Origin of the sequence: Halomonas litopenaei (genome assembly GCF_003045775.1) — a bacterium.
Classification (GTDB): Bacteria; Pseudomonadota; Gammaproteobacteria; order Pseudomonadales; family Halomonadaceae; genus Halomonas; species Halomonas litopenaei.
In genome coordinates this window covers 86,128-102,028 of sequence record NZ_PXNS01000006.1, presented here as the reverse complement: position 1 = coordinate 102,028, position 15,901 = coordinate 86,128, and the positions used below count along the sequence as shown (strand labels likewise).

Sequence of the window (15,901 nt, the reverse complement as noted above, 5' to 3'; positions counted from 1 at the left end):
CGCGCCGCGCACAGATGAAATTTCTCTTGAGTATGGTACATCTCGCACCATGAAAGCACAGCCGCCAAATGCACCGGCCGCAGCAACTCGGGGCCCCGCCCTGGACTTCACGCGTCAGGACGATAACGCCTGGCACTGGCTCGAGAATCGCGACGATCCCGCCGTGAGTGACTTTCTCGAGGCCGCCAACCGCCAGGCCGACACCTGGTTTGCCCCTCTGGAATCCTTGATCGAGCGACTCTACCAGGGCCACCTGGCGCGGCGAGAGCTGGCCGTCAAGGGGCTGCCCAGTCGCCTGGACCACTTCACCCTGTGGAGCGAGACCGCCGCCGACGCCGACTATCCGGTCTGGTGGCGCCACCCCAACGATGCCCCGCAGTCGCGCGAGGTGTTCTTCGACCTCGAGGCCAGAGCGCAGGAGCACACCTTCCTCGAACTCGGTGACATGGCGCTGTCCCCGGACGAGCAGTGGCTGGCCTGGACCGAGGACACCCAGGGTGACGAGACCTATCGCCTGTTCATCAAGCGCCTGCCCGATGGCGCCGAGCATCGACTGCTGGACGACATCGGCCCTGAGCTGTGCTGGGCCGAGGACGGCCAGACCCTGCTGTTCACCCGCTACGACGCCACCCAGCGACCCGACAGCGCCTGGCGGCTCAGCCTGTCGCTGGATGCGGCCAGCGCAGACGCCAGGGTCGAGACCGACGAGCTGGTCCTGCGCGAGGACGACGCCGAGTTCTGGATCGGTCTGGGCAAGACCCGATCGCGGGCCTGGCTGACCATCGAGTCGGCCTCCAAGGACACCAGCGAGACCCATCTGGTTCCGGCCCACGCGCCAGCGACTCCCCCGCACTGCTTTCAGCCCCGTCGCCCGGGCGTTGAGTACGCCCTCGATCATCGTCCCGGTCACTTCTATGTGTTGCACAACGAAGGGCTGGTGCACTTTCAGCTGGAAGTGGAGAACGAGGACCGCTCCGGTCAGCGGCGAGTACTGGTGCCCCATCGCCAGGAGACCACCCTGGAGGGTGTCGATGCCTACGCCTGGGGCCTGGTGATCGCCGAACGCGACCACCTCGAGGCCCAGGTGCGCCTGCGTCGCCTCGAGTTCGACAGCGACCACAGCGTCACCCTCGACGCCCCCCTGCCCTGCTCGCCCGCACCGCTTAGCCTGGGGCTCGGCGACAGCCCACACTTCGACGACCGGGTACTGCGCCTGCGCGAGGAATCCTTCTGCACCCCGCCAAGCTGGTGGTCGCTGGATCTTGATAGCGGCGAGCGCCGACTGCTCAAGCGGCAGCCTCTGCACGGCGATCTGGCACCGGAAGACCTGCACTGCCAACGGCTGTGGGCCGAGTCCCACGACGGCGAGCGGGTACCGGTGTCCGTGGTCTGCCGCAAGGACCTGGCGAACCAGCCGCTGCCGACGCTGCTGTATGGCTACGGCGCCTACGGCGAGGCGCTGGACCCATGGTTCTCGGTATCCCGCCTGGAACTGCTCCAGCGTGGCGCGGCCTTCGCGGTGGCCCACGTGCGAGGCGGCGGTGAGCGCGGCGAACCCTGGTACCTGGCCGGCAAGCTCGAGCACAAGCCCAACAGCTTCGAGGACTTCCTGGCCGCACGTGACGCCCTGGTCGACGCGGGTGTATCGAATCCCCAGCGTATCGTCGCCTACGGGGCCAGCGCCGGCGGTCTGCTGGTGGGCGCCAGCCTCAATCGCGCGCCACAGGCATTCTGCGCGGCGGTACTCGACGTGCCCTTTGTGGACGTCCTGCGTACCATGGAAAACCCGGACCTGCCGCTGACCACGGCGGAGTACACCGAATGGGGCAATCCCAGCCACGCTGCCGACGCCCGACGCATCGGCAGCTATTCACCGCTGGACAACCTCGATGCCGAGGCCTGGCCGCCAGTATTCCTCCAGGGTGGCTGGCACGATAGCCGTGTGCCCTACTGGGAGCCGGCCAAGCTCTACGCACGCCTGAGCCTGGCGAACGCCGAGCAGGCGGCACTGTCCAACCGGACAACCCTATTGAAGACCGACATGACGTCCGGTCACGGCGGCGCCTCGGGTCGTTTCAAGGCCTGGCGCGAAGGGGCACGCCAGGATGCCTTCGTGCTCTGGGCCCTGGACTTGCTGGATGCAGACCTGGTGAATGCGGACCTGATGGACAACTCTCCGGTCGAATCACCAAGGCCCCATCCCTGCTCCACCGACGAGAGCCCGCAGGCCTGACCGCACCTTTGGACGCCCTTGGCCGCTTTAGCGGCCACTTTCAGAATAAGGAATTTCATGAACGCCAAACCGATGCTCGCCCTCACCGCTGCGCTATGGCTCGGCACCTCCCTCGTCGGCTGCTCCGACGACAGCGATTCCGAGACGTCCGAAGGCGCGTCACAGCAGAGCGAAAACGTCACCTCCGGTAATGGTGGCGGCAGCAACGAGAGCGCAGACTCCGCCAGTGAAGACGACACCAGCGGCGAACAAGGCGACGACATCTCGGAGATGAGCCCGGCGGATCGCCGCGAGGCACTGGAGCAGTCCCTGCGCGCCAACTTTGATCCCCAGCTCGGCGAGATTCGCTACCTGGTCGGCTGGAGTGACCTGAACGACGATGGTCAGGACGAGGCCGTGGTCCACGTGGTCGGCCCGATGGTCTGCGGCACCGGGGGTTGCGATACCCTGATCCTCGAAGCCCAGGACGACGCCTACCGCGTCATCAGCGCCCAGCCCACCACCCAGCCTCCGATCCAGCTTGGCGAAGCATCTCACGAGGGCTGGCGAGACCTGGTGGTCAAGCGCCACCTGGCCGCCGATCAGCCGGCGCAGGCCCTGCACCTGCGCTTCGACGGCAGCAGCTACGTCGAAGCCGAGGGCAACGAAGGCGAGGCCGAGAACGCCACCGTCCTGATCGAAGACTTCAACAGCCTCGATGACGCCCGTCCGCTGTTCACCGGTGAGGGGGCCATGTCGGGGTCTCTCGAAGGTGACATGGAAGGCGAGATGGAAGAAGCGATGGAAAGCGAGCGCTCAGAGCCAGCGGTCGACCCCGACGACGCCGCTACAGCCGCCGAACCGCAAGGTAGCGATGACGCCCAGGCTGACAACGAAGGAGAAAGCACAGAAGACGGCGACGACCGGCAGACGGACGCTAGCCACAGCGGCAATTGATCGCCAACACTCGGCGAAGCCCTCTTTGCCGACAAGGCGCCGGGCCTCTTCACGAGGCCCGGCGCTGTCGTTTCCCTATCTAGCCGGTCATAGCGGTGGCTCCATGCCGGGCCAGACCACGGCCCAGGGCGTAGCTCCCCCAGGCCACCACAAAGGTCAGCGGTGCCGAGGCTCCGGCCAGACTCGGCGACAGCATCAGCGCGATGCCGACAATCGCTGCCAGGGCCCAGGCCGCCAGCCCCACAGGGTTGAAGGCGCTGATGTCAGCGTCCAGGTCGACCTCGAGACGCCCCTCCGGCGACAGGATATGGGCCAGTGCCACCCCCACCCAGGCCACCACGAACACGCCTTGATAGGCCAGGGCCGCCAGCAGGTAGCTGAACACGTCCGCCCGCATCAGCAGGTAGGCAAGCCCGCCCACCAGACAGCCGGCCAGGATCTTGTTGAGCTTGAGGCCGGTGAGCTTGCCGACGAAGGCCTCGAGATTGACCGTCGCCAGGTAGAAGTTGGCGGTATTAATGCGGCTCTGGGTCACCCACACCAGCGCCAGCCCGCCGAGCCCCATCAACTCTAGCAGCCCCAACACGATGGACGCCTCCGACAGGCCGTCGGTAGGCAGGCAGGCGTCGAGCAGGATCCCCACCACTCCGCTGAACACGAAGGTCATCAGATAAAAGGGAATGCCGAAGGTGACGCGGGCATGGAAGCGGCTATCCTCGACGCGACCGAAGCGGGCGTAGTCGAAGGTAAACATCATCAGCACCCAGACCCCCATGTAGTAGGCAAAGGTGGACAGCCAGCCGAAGGGACTGGCGCCTCCTTCGGGCACCCGGGAGAGCCAGCCGGAGGGATAGCCGAACTCGGCCATCGCCATGCCCACGGCGATCAGCATGCCGACGATGTACACCGGCAGCAGCACGCCGTTGAACTTGTCGAGCCAGTGCTGGACGCTGCCGAAGATCAGCGAGACTCCGACCACCACCACGATCAGGGTAGCGCTGGCCATGCCGAGCGAGGGCGACCACTCGGACAGCACCAGCGCCATCACATAGCCTTCGAATACCGCGTAGTAGAGCGCCGTGGCAAAAAAGATCAGGGTCGCGATCATCGCTCCCAGATGACCGAACAGGACCCGGGAAAACAGCGCCACGGTCAGCCCGGTACGTATCGCATAGCGGCTGATCACCGCATTGATGACGCCGTAGCAGACCACCGTCAGGGCGATCCCGATCAGCGCGTTGGTGGTGCCGTAACTGCGGGCCATGGCGGCGGCCACCACCATGTAGAAGATGGCGCTGCATACCGCCCACCAGGCCATCATCAGATTGCCCCTGGGCATGCGTTGGTCCAGGGGCATGGGGCGGTCGGCGAAGTCGCCGGCGCCTTGCCCAGCCTTCTCGCGGGATGTCGTGTCGTTCATGGTTGTTGCCTCGTGCTGTTGTTGTGGTTGGACGAAGCCCTTGGACCGAAAAGCCAGCCCATACCTCGGTGACAGGGCTCGAGTGACATTCCGGGCAAGGGGAGCCCGGGCGGAGACATCTGGCTCCGCCGGGCAAAGTGGCAATTGCGGGAATAAGTGAGACGGGATCGAAGCACTCAGGCTCTTGCCTTCGATCCTTTTCAGCCGGCTAGTCGAGCGCCTGGCCCAGGGCCTGGTCCCGGGCATCGCCCAGTGCTTGACGCAGTGCCTCCAGGCGCCCTGCGTAGGCCCTGCGCGCCTCCAGCGCCTGTTCGAGGGACACCTGTACGAAGCGCACCTTCTGATGGGGCTGAATCTGGCCCACCAGATCCATGTCGGCGCTGATCACCGTGCCAACCATGGCGTAGCCACCGCCGGACACGGCGTCTCGGTGGAGAATGATCGGCTCGCTGCCGGCGGGCACCTGGATCGAGCCGATGGGATAGCAGGCATCGACGATGTTGGACGGGTCGTCACCGGCTCCGAAGGGCGGCTCTCGCTCGATGAACCGAAGCGGTGTACCGCCCTTGAAGCGATAGCCGATGCGATCGGCCTCCGAGGCCACGCTCCAGTCCTCCTGATAGAAGCGTTCCCTCGCCTCTTCCTCGAGCAGGTGGTCGTAAAGTCCGGGCACAACGCGCAGCTCATAGTGCTTGGCAAAGCGCGGCACAAAGGCCTCGGGAAGACGCCGACCGACTGCCGCGCGGCTTGCGGCGTTCGATTGACCGAGGGGCAGCACATCGCCAGCCTTGAGCGGACGCCCCTCGTAGCCACCGAGGGCGCCGAGCGCGTAGGTGCTGCGGCTACCCAGACGCTCGGGCACATCGATGCCGCCCTCCACCGCCAGGTAGAGCCGCGCCCCGGCGCGCACAAAGTCGAAACTCAGCACGCTGCCGGCGGGCACCTCGAGCACCTCGAAGTTGGGATGGGGCTGGCCATCGATCTTCGGCACCATTTCCGCGCCGCCGGTGGCGATACGGCAGGCCTGGGTAAAGCGCAGCTCCGGCCCCATCAGGGCGCACTCGAGCACCGCGGCGTCCTCGGCGTTGTCCAGCAGCAGGTTGGCCGAGCGCATGGCGAACTGGTCCATGGCGCCAGAGGGCGGAATGCCCAGGTGGTAATGACCGGCGCGTCCAGCATCCTGGACCGAGGTCGCAAGCCCCGGCTTGATCACTTCAATGCTCATTGAGCACCTCCTCGACGCGACGGGCCACGGCTTCCGGGGCCTCGCGATATTCATCCAGGTCGAACACGAATGGCGCGGTTTTCGGGCGGAAGCGCCCGGCCTCGGCAGCGGCCACCATCGCGTCGTACTCGCTGCGATCGACGGGTCGATGCTTGACGATGTCACCGGGACGGAAATAGATCATCGAGTCATCGATGTGGGGCTGGCTGCCGCTGGGATCGTAGATCGGCATGGGGGTCACCCCGAACATCTGATAGCCCCCGGCGCCGCGCACCGAGTAGATGCAGCTGAAGCAGCCGCCATAGCCGACGGTCTGCTTGGGCGTATCGGTACGAGGCCGTACGTACTTGGGCACCTCGATCTGCCGCTCACGGGGCACCATCTGGTACATGAACGGCAGGCCGGCGACGAAGCCCACCATGGACACGAACCAGGGACTGGCGCTGTGGGCCTCGATAAAGCCATCGACGCTGGCAAAGCCGTTGATCCTGGCGGCGTACTCCAGATCGGTGCCTGACGGGTCCTGGTGGCGATCGCGAAAGCGCATCAGCGTCTCGTGGGTCCAGGGGTCGTTGTAGAGCACCGGCACCTCCACCACCCGGGTCTCCAGGCGCTGAACCTGCTGGCCGAGCACCTCGGCATCGATCTGCTCCAGAGTCTCGATCAAGCGTGACAGCGGCAGCCGGTCGGGATCGTAGCGCACCTGATAGGAGGCGTTGGCGGGACAGATCTCGGCCACCCCGGGGATCTCGCGCTCGGCAAGCCGACTGGTGATCGACACCCCGCGAAAGAAGGCTTCCAGGTTCATCGCCTCGGACAGTTCGACGAACAGGAACTCGTCTCCGGCGGCGCTGTAGCGCGCTGGCTTGGCCTGCCTGGGGTCACGCTGGGTGGATGGCTTCATGACGCTTGCTCCTGTACTGATGGCGCTGACGCCGCCGAGGCTGTGTCCAGCCAGAGCTCCAGGGTGCCGGTATGGAAGTCGCCGCGACGTACTGCCTGGTCTTCCACCAGCCGACGATGCAACCCCGCCGTGGTGGTGAAGCCCTCCAGCGTGAATTCGTCGAGGGCACGACCGGCACGGACCAGCGCCGAGGCGCGATCCTCGTCCCAGACGACCAGCTTGGCCACCAGCGAGTCATAGAACGGCGGCATCCTGTAGCCCTCGTACAGGGCGCTGTCGACGCGTACTCCCGGGCCGGTGGGCCAGGTCAGTCGCTCGACCTGCCCCAGCGACGGGAAGAAGCCATTGTCCGGGTCTTCCGCGTTGATACGCATCTCCACGGCCCAGCCACGTATCGCGATATCGTCCTGGACCACCCCCAGCGGCTCACCCAGGCATACCCTGAGCATCGCCCGCACCAGATCGACACCGGTGATCATCTCGGTGACCGGATGCTCCACCTGGATGCGGGTATTCATCTCGATAAAGAAGAACTCACCGCTGTCATCGTCGTACAGGTACTCAAGCGTCCCGGCGGCCTTGTAGCCGACGTGCTCGGCGAGCGCCACCGCTGAGGCGCAGAGGCGCTCGCGGGCGGCCTCGTCCAGCGCTGGCGATGGGCTTTCCTCGAACACCTTCTGACGCCGTCGCTGCAGCGAGCACTCCCGCTCGTACAGATGCACGGCACGCTCACCGTCGGCCAGGATCTGCACCTCGATATGTCGTGCACGCTCGATAAAACGCTCGAGATAGACGCTGTCATCGCCGAAGGCGGCTCGCGCCTCGCTCTGGGCCAGCGGTAGCTGGGCGCGGAGTTCCGCCTCGTCGGCAGCGGTGCGAATGCCGCGCCCGCCACCGCCGGCGGCGGCCTTGATCAGCAGTGGATAGCCGACCTCGAGTGCGACCTTCACCGCCTCCTCCACGTCGGCCACCGCCGACGGCGACCCCGGCACTACCGGAACACCTGCGACCAGAGCGGTGCGCCTGGCCTCGGCCTTGTTGCCCATGCGCTCGATCAATTCGGCGTCGGGGCCGACGAAGATCATGCCGGCCTCGACCACACGGCGCGCGAAGTCGGCGCTCTCCGACAGGAAGCCGTAGCCGGGATGGACCGCCTCGGCACCGACTTCCCGGGCTGCCGCCAGGATCGCCTCGATGTTCAGATAGCTCTTGGCGGCCTGGGCCGGGCCGATACATACCGCCTCATCGGCCAGTTTGACCGCCAGGCTGTCGGCGTCGGCCTCACTGTGGGTGACGATGCTGGTCAGGCCGAGTTCGCGGGCGGCGCGCACCACCCGCACGGCGATCTCACCGCGATTGACGATCAACAGACGGGTCGCATTCATGCCTCGCCCTCCGAAACGTCGATGACCAGGATGTCCTGACCGGCTTCCAGCACATCGCCGTCATCCACCTCGATGGACGCGATCTGGCCTGTCACCTCGGCCTTGAGTTCGCAGAACTGCTTCATCACTTCGAGCAGGCCGATGGTGTCGCCGGCCTGGACGCTATCACCCGGGGACACGAAGGCCTCGGCCTCGGGCGAGGGACGGCGATAGAAGACGCCGGGAAAGGGGGCTTGCTGTGTTTGCTGGGACATGAGGTCTCTCGCTTGTCATTGGAATTGGTTTGCGCTGAACACGATCAAGGTGAAGATGGCTGTGGCCAGGCGGCCGCAGGCTCAGGGAGCCTTGAGCTCGATGCTGGCATCGGCCAGCCGGCGGCGGATGGCGTCGAGCATCTCCAGCGCCCCGGGGGAATCGCTGTGCAGACACACCGACTGAAAGCTGACCGGTACACGCTTGCCGCTGGCGGTCTCGACCACGCCCTCGCGGGCCGCCAGCAGCACCTTCTCGGCTACCGTTTCGGGGTCGAGGCGCTGCACCTGCCGGACAAAGACGATGGAACCCTGATCGTCGTAGTCACGATCGGCGTAGAACTCGTGGACGCGCTGGATGCCCTCGGCCTCGGCGACCCGATCGATCACCGACCCGGCCAGGCAGTAGATCGGCAGATTGGCGTCGATGGTCATCAGTGCGCGACATAGCGCCGTGGCGAAGCCCTCGTCCCTGGCCGCGTGCATGAACAGGGCCCCGTGAAGCTTCAGGTGATGAAGGCCTAGGCCCTCCCGGGCGGCCAGTTCGCGCAGGGCGCCGAGCTGATAGATGACGTCATTGACCAGTTCATCGGCGGCGGCGTGAATATGCCGGCGACCAAAGCCGACCAGGTCGCGGAAACCGGGATGGGCCCCCACCGCGACACCGTGCTTCGCCGCCTGCTGCAGGCTATGGGTCATGATGGTGGGATCGCCGGCGTGGAAGCCGGTGGCGATATTGGCGGAACTGATGCCGGCCATGATGCGATCGTCGATGTCTCCGCCGATGCGCCAGGCGCCGAATCCCTCCCCCATGTCGGCATTGAGGTCCAGTGTTGTCATTGTGGGTCTCCTCGCGGGTGTTCCATCGTTGTATATGAGAGACGCCACTGATTGGAAATACCAATTCTTGTTTGGCATTATCAAAAAATCCGAATAACAGGTTCGAACAACAGAACTTGAGGGAGATCTCACATGGCGCGCAGTCCTTCCCTTCGCAAGCTGCGCTACTTCGTGGCAGTGGCGGAAAGCGGCAAGGTGACCCAGGCCGCGGTTGACCTGAACGTGTCCCAGTCGTCGATCACCACCGGGGTGCGGGAAATCGAGGACGAGCTGGGCGTCAAGCTGTTCGACCGACAGGCCCAGGGCATGGTGCTGACCCGCGAAGGCACGCGTTTTCTCGACCGGGTCAGACACGTCTTCCAGGCGGTGGACGAGGCCTTCGACTCGACCCGGGTGCACTCGCCGACGCTGGAGGGACGCCTCGATCTGGCCATGAGCTATACCGTGGCGGGTTACTTTCTTCCGCCGCTGCTGGCACAGTTTCAACGTCGCTATCCCGGTGTGACGGTACGCCTGCACGAGGCCTCGAGGCCGACGATCCAGGCCGGCCTGCTCGGCGGCCGCTTCGATCTGGCCATCATGCTGATCTCAAACCTTGAACCGGGTGCCCCGCTGGCCCAGCACCTGCTGATCCGATCGCCCCGCCGCCTGTGGGTCGCCAGCCACCACCCTCTTCACGGCAGGCGCGACGTTGGCCTGGCCGACGTCGCCCGCGAGCCCTATATCATGCTCAACGTCGACGAGGCCGAGCAGACCGCACTGCGCTACTGGGCACCATCGGGACTCGGTCCACAGACCCTGTTCAGCACATCCTCGGTGGAAGCGGTGCGCTCCCTTGTCGCCAGCGGCTCGGGCGTCAGCATCCTGTCGGACATGGTCTATCGGCCCTGGTCGCTGGAGGGCCGGCGCATCGAGCACATCGACCTGGCCGACCCCATCCCGACCATGGATGTGGGCTTCGCCTGGGATCGCAAGAGAGCACTGTCGCCGCCAGCCCAGGCGTTTCGCGATGCCCTGATCGAGGCCATGGCGGCGGGCTGACGGCACGCCAGGTACCAGGGGCATGCCACAACGCAAGCGACCTCCCGAAGGAGGTCGCTATCAGAGATTGCAGGTGGCGTTGCCACAAGAGGCGTTCAGCCCTCGACCGGGATCACTGCGATGATGTGGTCCTCGAGGTCGGCCTCGTCCACCTCGGTCTCGGGGATGGCGAAGCTGCGCACGCTGATACCCTTGCGGTGGACCCGCTCGGGATCACCGCAGATCAGATGGTGCCAGCCGGCGAGCTTTCGTCCCTCGGCCAGCCGTCGGTAGGCGCAGGAGTGCGGCAACCACTTGAACTGGTGGGCGAGCTCGGGCGTCAGTTGGGTGCAGTCCGGCACCTTGGCGAGGCGATTGTCATAGTCGCTGCAGCGGCAGCTGTGGGTATCGAGCAGCCGGCAGGACAGGCCCAGCACCGCCAGATCGCCGGTGTCCTCGTCCTCGAGCTTGCGCAGGCAGCACTGGCCGCAGCCATCGCACAGCGCCTCCCATTCCTGCTGGGTCAGCTCATCGAGCGCGTAACGCTCCCAGAAACGTTCTCTCAGCTCGGCCATGACGTCAGTAGCGGGCTTCGGTGGGGGTGCGATACAGGTCCAGCAGATACTCGTCCTTGGCCGGCGGCATCTGAAAATAGAACCCCTTCTCCTCGATCGCCGCCATCACCTCGGCGCCGCTGGCGCGCGCCAGCGCCTTGTCGGCGGTGAGGATCATGGTCATCACCGATACCGGCGTGCCGAAACGTTCCATCAGCGCTTCGGGGACGCGCTTGAGCCCCTCGCGCTTGTCCACGTAGAGATACATCTCGTCCTTGCGCGAGCTCTTGAAGATCTCGCACAGCATCTTGCCCTGCATCGTCGTCATGTCGGTCTCATCGGGCGCCACCTGGGCAGCCCTGTCGGTCTGGTGAGCGTCCTTTCGATTTATCGGACGCCTCGTCGTTGCTGTTTATGTATCGCGGGTCTTGTCGAACCCTTCTTTCTAGCCGACTTGGGCCAACTCCCCCAGAGCGCCCTCGAGACGCTCATTGAGCCGCTCGCCACGCCAGCCACTGGGCAATGGCAGCGGCTGGTTGCGCAGGCTGGCGGTGACCAGGGCTTCCAGCTCACGCCGGCGCAGCAGCACCTCGGGGGCGACGCCCAGCGACTCAGCGTCGAGATTGACCACCTTCTTGAGCGCCTTCATGCGCGCCTTGAACGGCGGCAAGGTCGGTGCCAGTGGCGCAGGTGCGAGCTCCGAGGCCTCTCGGTGAGCGGCCTGCTTGACCATCGCCAAGAGGGTGTCGCCCTCTCGCTTGATCAGGGTCGGCTTGACGCCCTCCACCGCCGCCAGGTCATGACGGTTGGCCGGCATCTTCTCGGCGATGGCGTAGAGCACACGATCCTGAATCACCCAGTTGCGCGGCAGGTCCCTGGCCCGGGCCTCGCCCTCGCGCCAGGTGGTCATCAGGCGGTAGGCCTCGACCTGACGCGGGGCCAGCCGCCATAGCTGACGCTGGCGCAGGTACCACTGGCCGTCGCTTTCGCTGGAGCGCTGCGACTGGGCCACCAGGTCGGTGCAGTCCTCCAGCACCCACTCGAGTCGACCGTGGCGCTCCAGCGACTCACGCTGGTGCTGCCACACCATCAGCAGGTAGACCACGTCCAGCGCCGCGTAGCTCAGCTGGGAATCACTCAGGGGGCGCTCCAGCCAGTTCGAACGGGTCTCTTCCTTGGGCAGCGTCTCGCCCACCCAGAACTCCACCAGCCGCTGGTAGCCCATGGCGGCGTCTTCGCCCAGGAGCCCCTGGGCCACCTGGGTGTCGACCAGCGGCGTCGGCGCGACCCCGGCCCAGTGGCCGAATACCTCGAGGTCCTCGCTGCTGGCGTGCAGCAGCTTCAAGGCGTCATTGGTCAGCAGTTGCCGGCAACGCTCGGTGCAGGCGACCTCCAGCGGATCGATCAGATAGGTGGCGTCGCCACCGTAGATCTGGATCAGTGCGGGAACCGGGTGAAAGGTCTTCTCGCGAAAGAACTCCGTGTCCAGCGCCAGTACCGGTGCCTGGGACAGCGCCTGGCAGGCGTCGTCGAGAGCGTCGGCGCTATCGATCCATCGAATATCAGGGATTACAGGCATTCAAGCATCCATTTGAGGCAACAACGTTCGCCCGACTTATTCACTGTCGAAGGGCAGGCGACCGGAAAAGGCGCGGCTCAAGGTCCCGCCGTCGACGTACTCGAGCTCACCCCCCATGGGAACACCATAGGCCAGACGCGACAGACGTGCACCGTGGCGCTGGATCTGGGTGGCGATATAGTGGGCGGTGGCTTCGCCTTCCACGGTGGGATTGGTCGCAAGCACCACCTCCTCGATCAGGCCTTCTTCCATCAGGGTCTCGAGCTGATCGAGACCGATGTCCTCGGGCCCGACACCGTCCAGCGGCGACAGGTGGCCGTGCAGCACGAAGTAACGCCCCTGAAAGCCGCCGGCCTCCTCGATGGCCAGCATATCCGCCGGCGACTCGACCACACACAGCAGGCTGTCGTCCCGACGCGCGCTCTGACAAAGCCCGCACAGCGGCTCTTCGGTCAGGGTCCGGCAGCGCTGGCAGTAGCCTACCCTTTCGACCGCCTCACGCATCACCTCGGCCAGACGCTGGCCACCTTCACGCTGGCGCTCCAGCAGGTGCATGGCCATGCGCTGGGCGGTCTTGGGCCCGACGCCCGGCAGCACGCGCAGTGCGTCCATCAATTGCTCGACCAGGGGAGAAAAACTCATGGGCAAACTCGTCCAGCGCCGGGCAAACACTGCGTCCGGCGGATACACTCTCGCCCAGGCCAGTCGCTGGCCTGGGTCGCGTCAGGGTCGGCTCAGAACGGCATCTTGAAGCCGGGCGGCAGGTTGAGGCCCGAGGTCACCTCTTCCATCTTGGCCTTGGAGCTGGTCTCGACCTTGCGCACGGCATCGTTGACCGCAGCGGCCAGCAAGTCCTCGAGCAGTTCCTTGTCCTCTTCCATTACCGACGGGTCGATCTCGACCTTGCTGACGTCATGGCGGCCGTTCATGGTCACCTTGACCATGCCGGCGCCGGCTTCACCCAGCACCTCTGCCTTGGCGATTTCTTCCTGGACCCGCTGCATCTTGTCCTGCATTTCCTGGGCCTGCTTCATCAGGTTACCCATTCCACCTTTCATCATGGTCCGATCCTCTCGTTTTAAACTGTCAGGCGCAGACGCTCAGCGTCTGGCCTTGCGGGTCTCGCCGGCGGGGGTCACGGTGGACTCCACCAGCCTGGCGCCGAATGTCTGCTGCAATTGTTGAATATGGGGATCACGCTTCAAGGCCTCAACCGCTTCGGCGTGGCGTTCCGCTGCCAGGCGTTCGGCCATCTGCCGCGGAGTCTCGACGCTGGTGTCGAGCTGACGCACCTCGATCTCGAGTCGACGGGGATACCCCAGGGCCTCGAGGGCATCGCGAATCCGGTTCTGGTGAACCTCGGCGTTCATCGCCGATTGCGACGGGTCCAGATGCAGATGTAGCCGTTCACCGTCGTCGGCGGCCACCACGCAGTGGGCGGCAAGGTTACGGGTCAGGCCCGACACGCCAAGATCATCGAAGTGGGCCAGCCAGGCGCTGTGAGTCAGCGCCCCTGTCGGCGTCGCGGTAGTCTCGCCAGCGGCGAGCTCTGCGGCGAGCTCTGCGGCGTGCTGCTGGTGCTGCGAGGCCTCGTCGACCATCGCCTCGGCCGCCATCGCCTCATCCGCCCTCTCCTCGACCCTTGCATCGGGCTCAAGGCTTGGCTCTGGGCTTGGCTCGGGGCTGGGCTCTTCGCTACTCGCTTCGCTCCCGGCGACCGCAGGCGTTTCGGCCAGGTGCGGTTCAGTCGGGAGCGGTTCGGTCGGGAGCGGTTGGTCCTGAGTAGACGCCATCGCTTGCCCGGCCTGGGCCTCGGCGGACGGCGTCTCGGCCAGGCCAACCGGCTCATTCGAGGCGGTCGGTGCCGGCTCGCTGGCGACGGCGGTGGGCGCCTCAGCGCCCGGCGTAGGGTCCTCGGGAGCACCGCCCTCCCAGGGCGGCGGCACGTCACTGGCGTGGTTGTTCGCACGATAGTCGGCTTCGCCACCGCTATCATCGCGACTGTCTGGCGCTTCACCCGGCATGGGCGCTGGCCCATCGACGGGCGCCGGCGCGGCATCGACACTGGCCTCGACCGGCGCCGCCGTCTGCGCCTGGGTCTCGGACGGGGATGGCGCCCCAGGCTCGGGCTGTGGTTCAGGCTGCGGTGCGGGCTGAACGTGAGACTGAGCCTGGCCGTGAGGCTGAGCTTGGTTCTGAGCTTGGGCCTGAACTTGTGTCTTAACTTCGGGCTGCGGTTCGCTCCGACAGTCAGGCAGCGCGGCAGACGGTGAACCCGCCTGCGGCGCTGTCTCGCCGCGCATCGGCAGCGGCGTCCGGGCGGGCCTGGGCACGCCCTGGGGACGAAACGCCAGCATCCGCAGCAGGGTCATTTCCAGGGCGGTACGCAGGTCAGGGGCGTGGGCCATGTCGGCACGTCCCTGTACCCCGATCTGATAGTAGAGCTGCACGTCCTCGGCGGCGAAGCGCCCGGCCAGTTCCAGCAGCGCCTGACGGTCGCCGTGACCGTTGTCCAGCGCCGACGGCACCATCTGACCGATCGCCAGGCGGTGCAGCACCGCCGTCAGATCGTCGAGCACCGCGCCGAAGTCCGGGCCCTGCTCGGCCAGGCTCGCCACCTCCTGGAGCAGCCGCGCGGCGTCCACCTCGGCCAGCGCCTCGATCAGCGCCAGCACGTGGCGATGGTCGAGGGTACCGAGCATGGCGGCGACGTCGGCGTGGCGGACCTCACCCTGGCCGAAGGCGATCGACTGGTCGGTCAGACTCATGGCATCGCGCATGGAGCCGGCGGCGGCCTTGCCCAGCAGCCACAGTGCAGACTCCTCGAAGGGTACCTGCTCGGCTTCCAGCACCTTGGACAGGTGGCCGACGATACGCTCCGGCGGCATATGCTTGAGGGTAAACTGCAGGCAGCGCGACAGCACCGTGGGCGGCAGCTTCTGCGGATCGGTGGTCGCCAGCAGGAACTTCACATGGGGCGGCGGCTCTTCCAGGGTCTTCAGCAGCGCATTGAAACTGCTGGTGGAGAGCATGTGCACCTCATCGATGAGGTACACCTTGTAGCGACCCTGGGTCGGCGCGTACTGAACATTGTCGAGCAGCTCGCGGGTGTCCTCGACCTTGGTCCGAGAGGCGGCGTCGACCTCGATCAGGTCGACGAAGCGGCCCTGGTCGATGGACTGACAGCTATCGCAACGGCCACAGGGGGTCGAGGTCACGCCGTCGTCACCTTCCCCCTTGTCGGTGCAATTGAGGCACTTGGCCAGGATACGCGCCAGGGTCGTCTTGCCGACACCTCGGGTCCCGGTGAACAGGTAGGCATGGTGCAGGCGGCCCTGGTCCAGGGCATTGACCAACGCCCGCTGGACATGCTCCTGCCCCACCAGTTCATGGAAGGTGCGAGGCCGCCATTTGCGGGCCAGTACCTGATAGCTCATTGAACGTTCTTTCCTGCGGCTGGGCTTTGGGCCAGGCGACCCGCTGAGACAACGCGGCGGGAGCGAGGCGGCGTGGCGGTCACGCGACGGTGTTTCCCGCCCGATGGTCGTGGCATT

The 15,901-nt window shown here is 65.9% G+C and carries 15 protein-coding genes; 3 read left to right on the top strand and 12 right to left on the bottom strand.

What is annotated here, in order from left to right; translation table 11 throughout:
* Window positions 1-49: 49 nt before the first annotated feature.
* A complete protein-coding gene (locus C6W88_RS11970) occupies window positions 50-2,233 on the top strand; it encodes a S9 family peptidase (protein ID WP_108132625.1) in 2,184 nt (727 codons plus the stop codon).
* Window positions 2,234-2,290: 57 nt separating this feature from the next.
* Complete coding sequence (locus C6W88_RS11965) at window positions 2,291-3,169, top strand: COG3650 family protein (protein WP_108132624.1); 879 nt, start codon at window positions 2,291-2,293, stop codon at window positions 3,167-3,169.
* A gap of 79 nt (window positions 3,170-3,248) precedes the next feature.
* On the opposite strand, the gene C6W88_RS11960 is transcribed toward C6W88_RS11965, so the two are convergent.
* From C6W88_RS11960 to C6W88_RS11935, 6 genes are all read right to left on the bottom strand, one after another.
* Window positions 3,249-4,589, bottom strand: coding sequence for a purine-cytosine permease family protein (locus C6W88_RS11960; protein WP_108132623.1), 1,341 nt, complete (start codon window positions 4,587-4,589; stop codon window positions 3,249-3,251).
* Window positions 4,590-4,797: 208 nt separating this feature from the next.
* Window positions 4,798-5,814 (bottom strand): 5-oxoprolinase subunit C family protein, encoded by a 1,017-nt coding sequence (locus C6W88_RS11955; RefSeq protein WP_108132622.1) that lies wholly within the window; start codon window positions 5,812-5,814, stop codon window positions 4,798-4,800.
* The gene (locus C6W88_RS11950) at window positions 5,804-6,718 is read right to left on the bottom strand and encodes a 5-oxoprolinase subunit B family protein (protein ID WP_108132621.1); all 915 of its coding nucleotides are present in this window, start codon (window positions 6,716-6,718) and stop codon (window positions 5,804-5,806) included. Before C6W88_RS11950 ends, C6W88_RS11955 begins: the two co-directional genes overlap by 11 nt.
* The gene (locus tag C6W88_RS11945; protein WP_108132620.1) at window positions 6,715-8,103 is read right to left on the bottom strand and encodes an acetyl-CoA carboxylase biotin carboxylase subunit; all 1,389 of its coding nucleotides are present in this window, start codon (window positions 8,101-8,103) and stop codon (window positions 6,715-6,717) included. Before C6W88_RS11945 ends, C6W88_RS11950 begins: the two co-directional genes overlap by 4 nt.
* Complete coding sequence (locus C6W88_RS11940; protein ID WP_045993215.1) at window positions 8,100-8,357, bottom strand: acetyl-CoA carboxylase; 258 nt, start codon at window positions 8,355-8,357, stop codon at window positions 8,100-8,102. The genes C6W88_RS11945 and C6W88_RS11940 overlap by 4 nt, the downstream gene beginning before the upstream one ends.
* Window positions 8,358-8,438: 81 nt before the next feature.
* A complete protein-coding gene (locus C6W88_RS11935; protein WP_045993214.1) occupies window positions 8,439-9,194 on the bottom strand; it encodes a 5-oxoprolinase subunit PxpA in 756 nt (251 codons plus the stop codon).
* A gap of 132 nt (window positions 9,195-9,326) precedes the next feature.
* On the opposite strand from C6W88_RS11935, the gene C6W88_RS11930 reads away from it, so the two are divergent.
* Window positions 9,327-10,235: a LysR substrate-binding domain-containing protein gene (locus tag C6W88_RS11930; protein ID WP_045993213.1), complete on the top strand. Its 909-nt coding sequence runs from the start codon at window positions 9,327-9,329 to the stop codon at window positions 10,233-10,235.
* 95 nt (window positions 10,236-10,330) lie between these two features.
* Here the strand turns inward: C6W88_RS11930 and C6W88_RS11925 are convergent, their stop codons facing one another.
* The 6 genes from C6W88_RS11925 to dnaX all read right to left on the bottom strand — a co-directional run bounded on the left by C6W88_RS11925 (window position 10,331) and on the right by dnaX (window position 15,784).
* Window positions 10,331-10,789: a YcgN family cysteine cluster protein gene (locus C6W88_RS11925; protein WP_045993212.1), complete on the bottom strand. Its 459-nt coding sequence runs from the start codon at window positions 10,787-10,789 to the stop codon at window positions 10,331-10,333.
* Window positions 10,790-10,793: 4 nt separating this feature from the next.
* Window positions 10,794-11,096, bottom strand: coding sequence for a YcgL domain-containing protein (locus C6W88_RS11920; protein WP_083970450.1), 303 nt, complete (start codon window positions 11,094-11,096; stop codon window positions 10,794-10,796).
* Between the two features lie 117 nt (window positions 11,097-11,213).
* Window positions 11,214-12,347: a ribonuclease D gene (gene rnd, locus C6W88_RS11915; protein WP_108132619.1), complete on the bottom strand. Its 1,134-nt coding sequence runs from the start codon at window positions 12,345-12,347 to the stop codon at window positions 11,214-11,216.
* 36 nt (window positions 12,348-12,383) lie between these two features.
* Window positions 12,384-12,989, bottom strand: a complete 606-nt coding sequence (recR, locus tag C6W88_RS11910) for a recombination mediator RecR (protein WP_108132618.1) — start codon at window positions 12,987-12,989, stop codon at window positions 12,384-12,386.
* 92 nt (window positions 12,990-13,081) lie between these two features.
* Window positions 13,082-13,408, bottom strand: a complete 327-nt coding sequence (locus tag C6W88_RS11905; protein WP_045993209.1) for a YbaB/EbfC family nucleoid-associated protein — start codon at window positions 13,406-13,408, stop codon at window positions 13,082-13,084.
* Between the two features lie 39 nt (window positions 13,409-13,447).
* A complete protein-coding gene (gene dnaX, locus C6W88_RS11900; RefSeq protein ID WP_108132617.1) occupies window positions 13,448-15,784 on the bottom strand; it encodes a DNA polymerase III subunit gamma/tau in 2,337 nt (778 codons plus the stop codon).
* Between the last annotated feature and the right edge of the window lie 117 nt (window positions 15,785-15,901).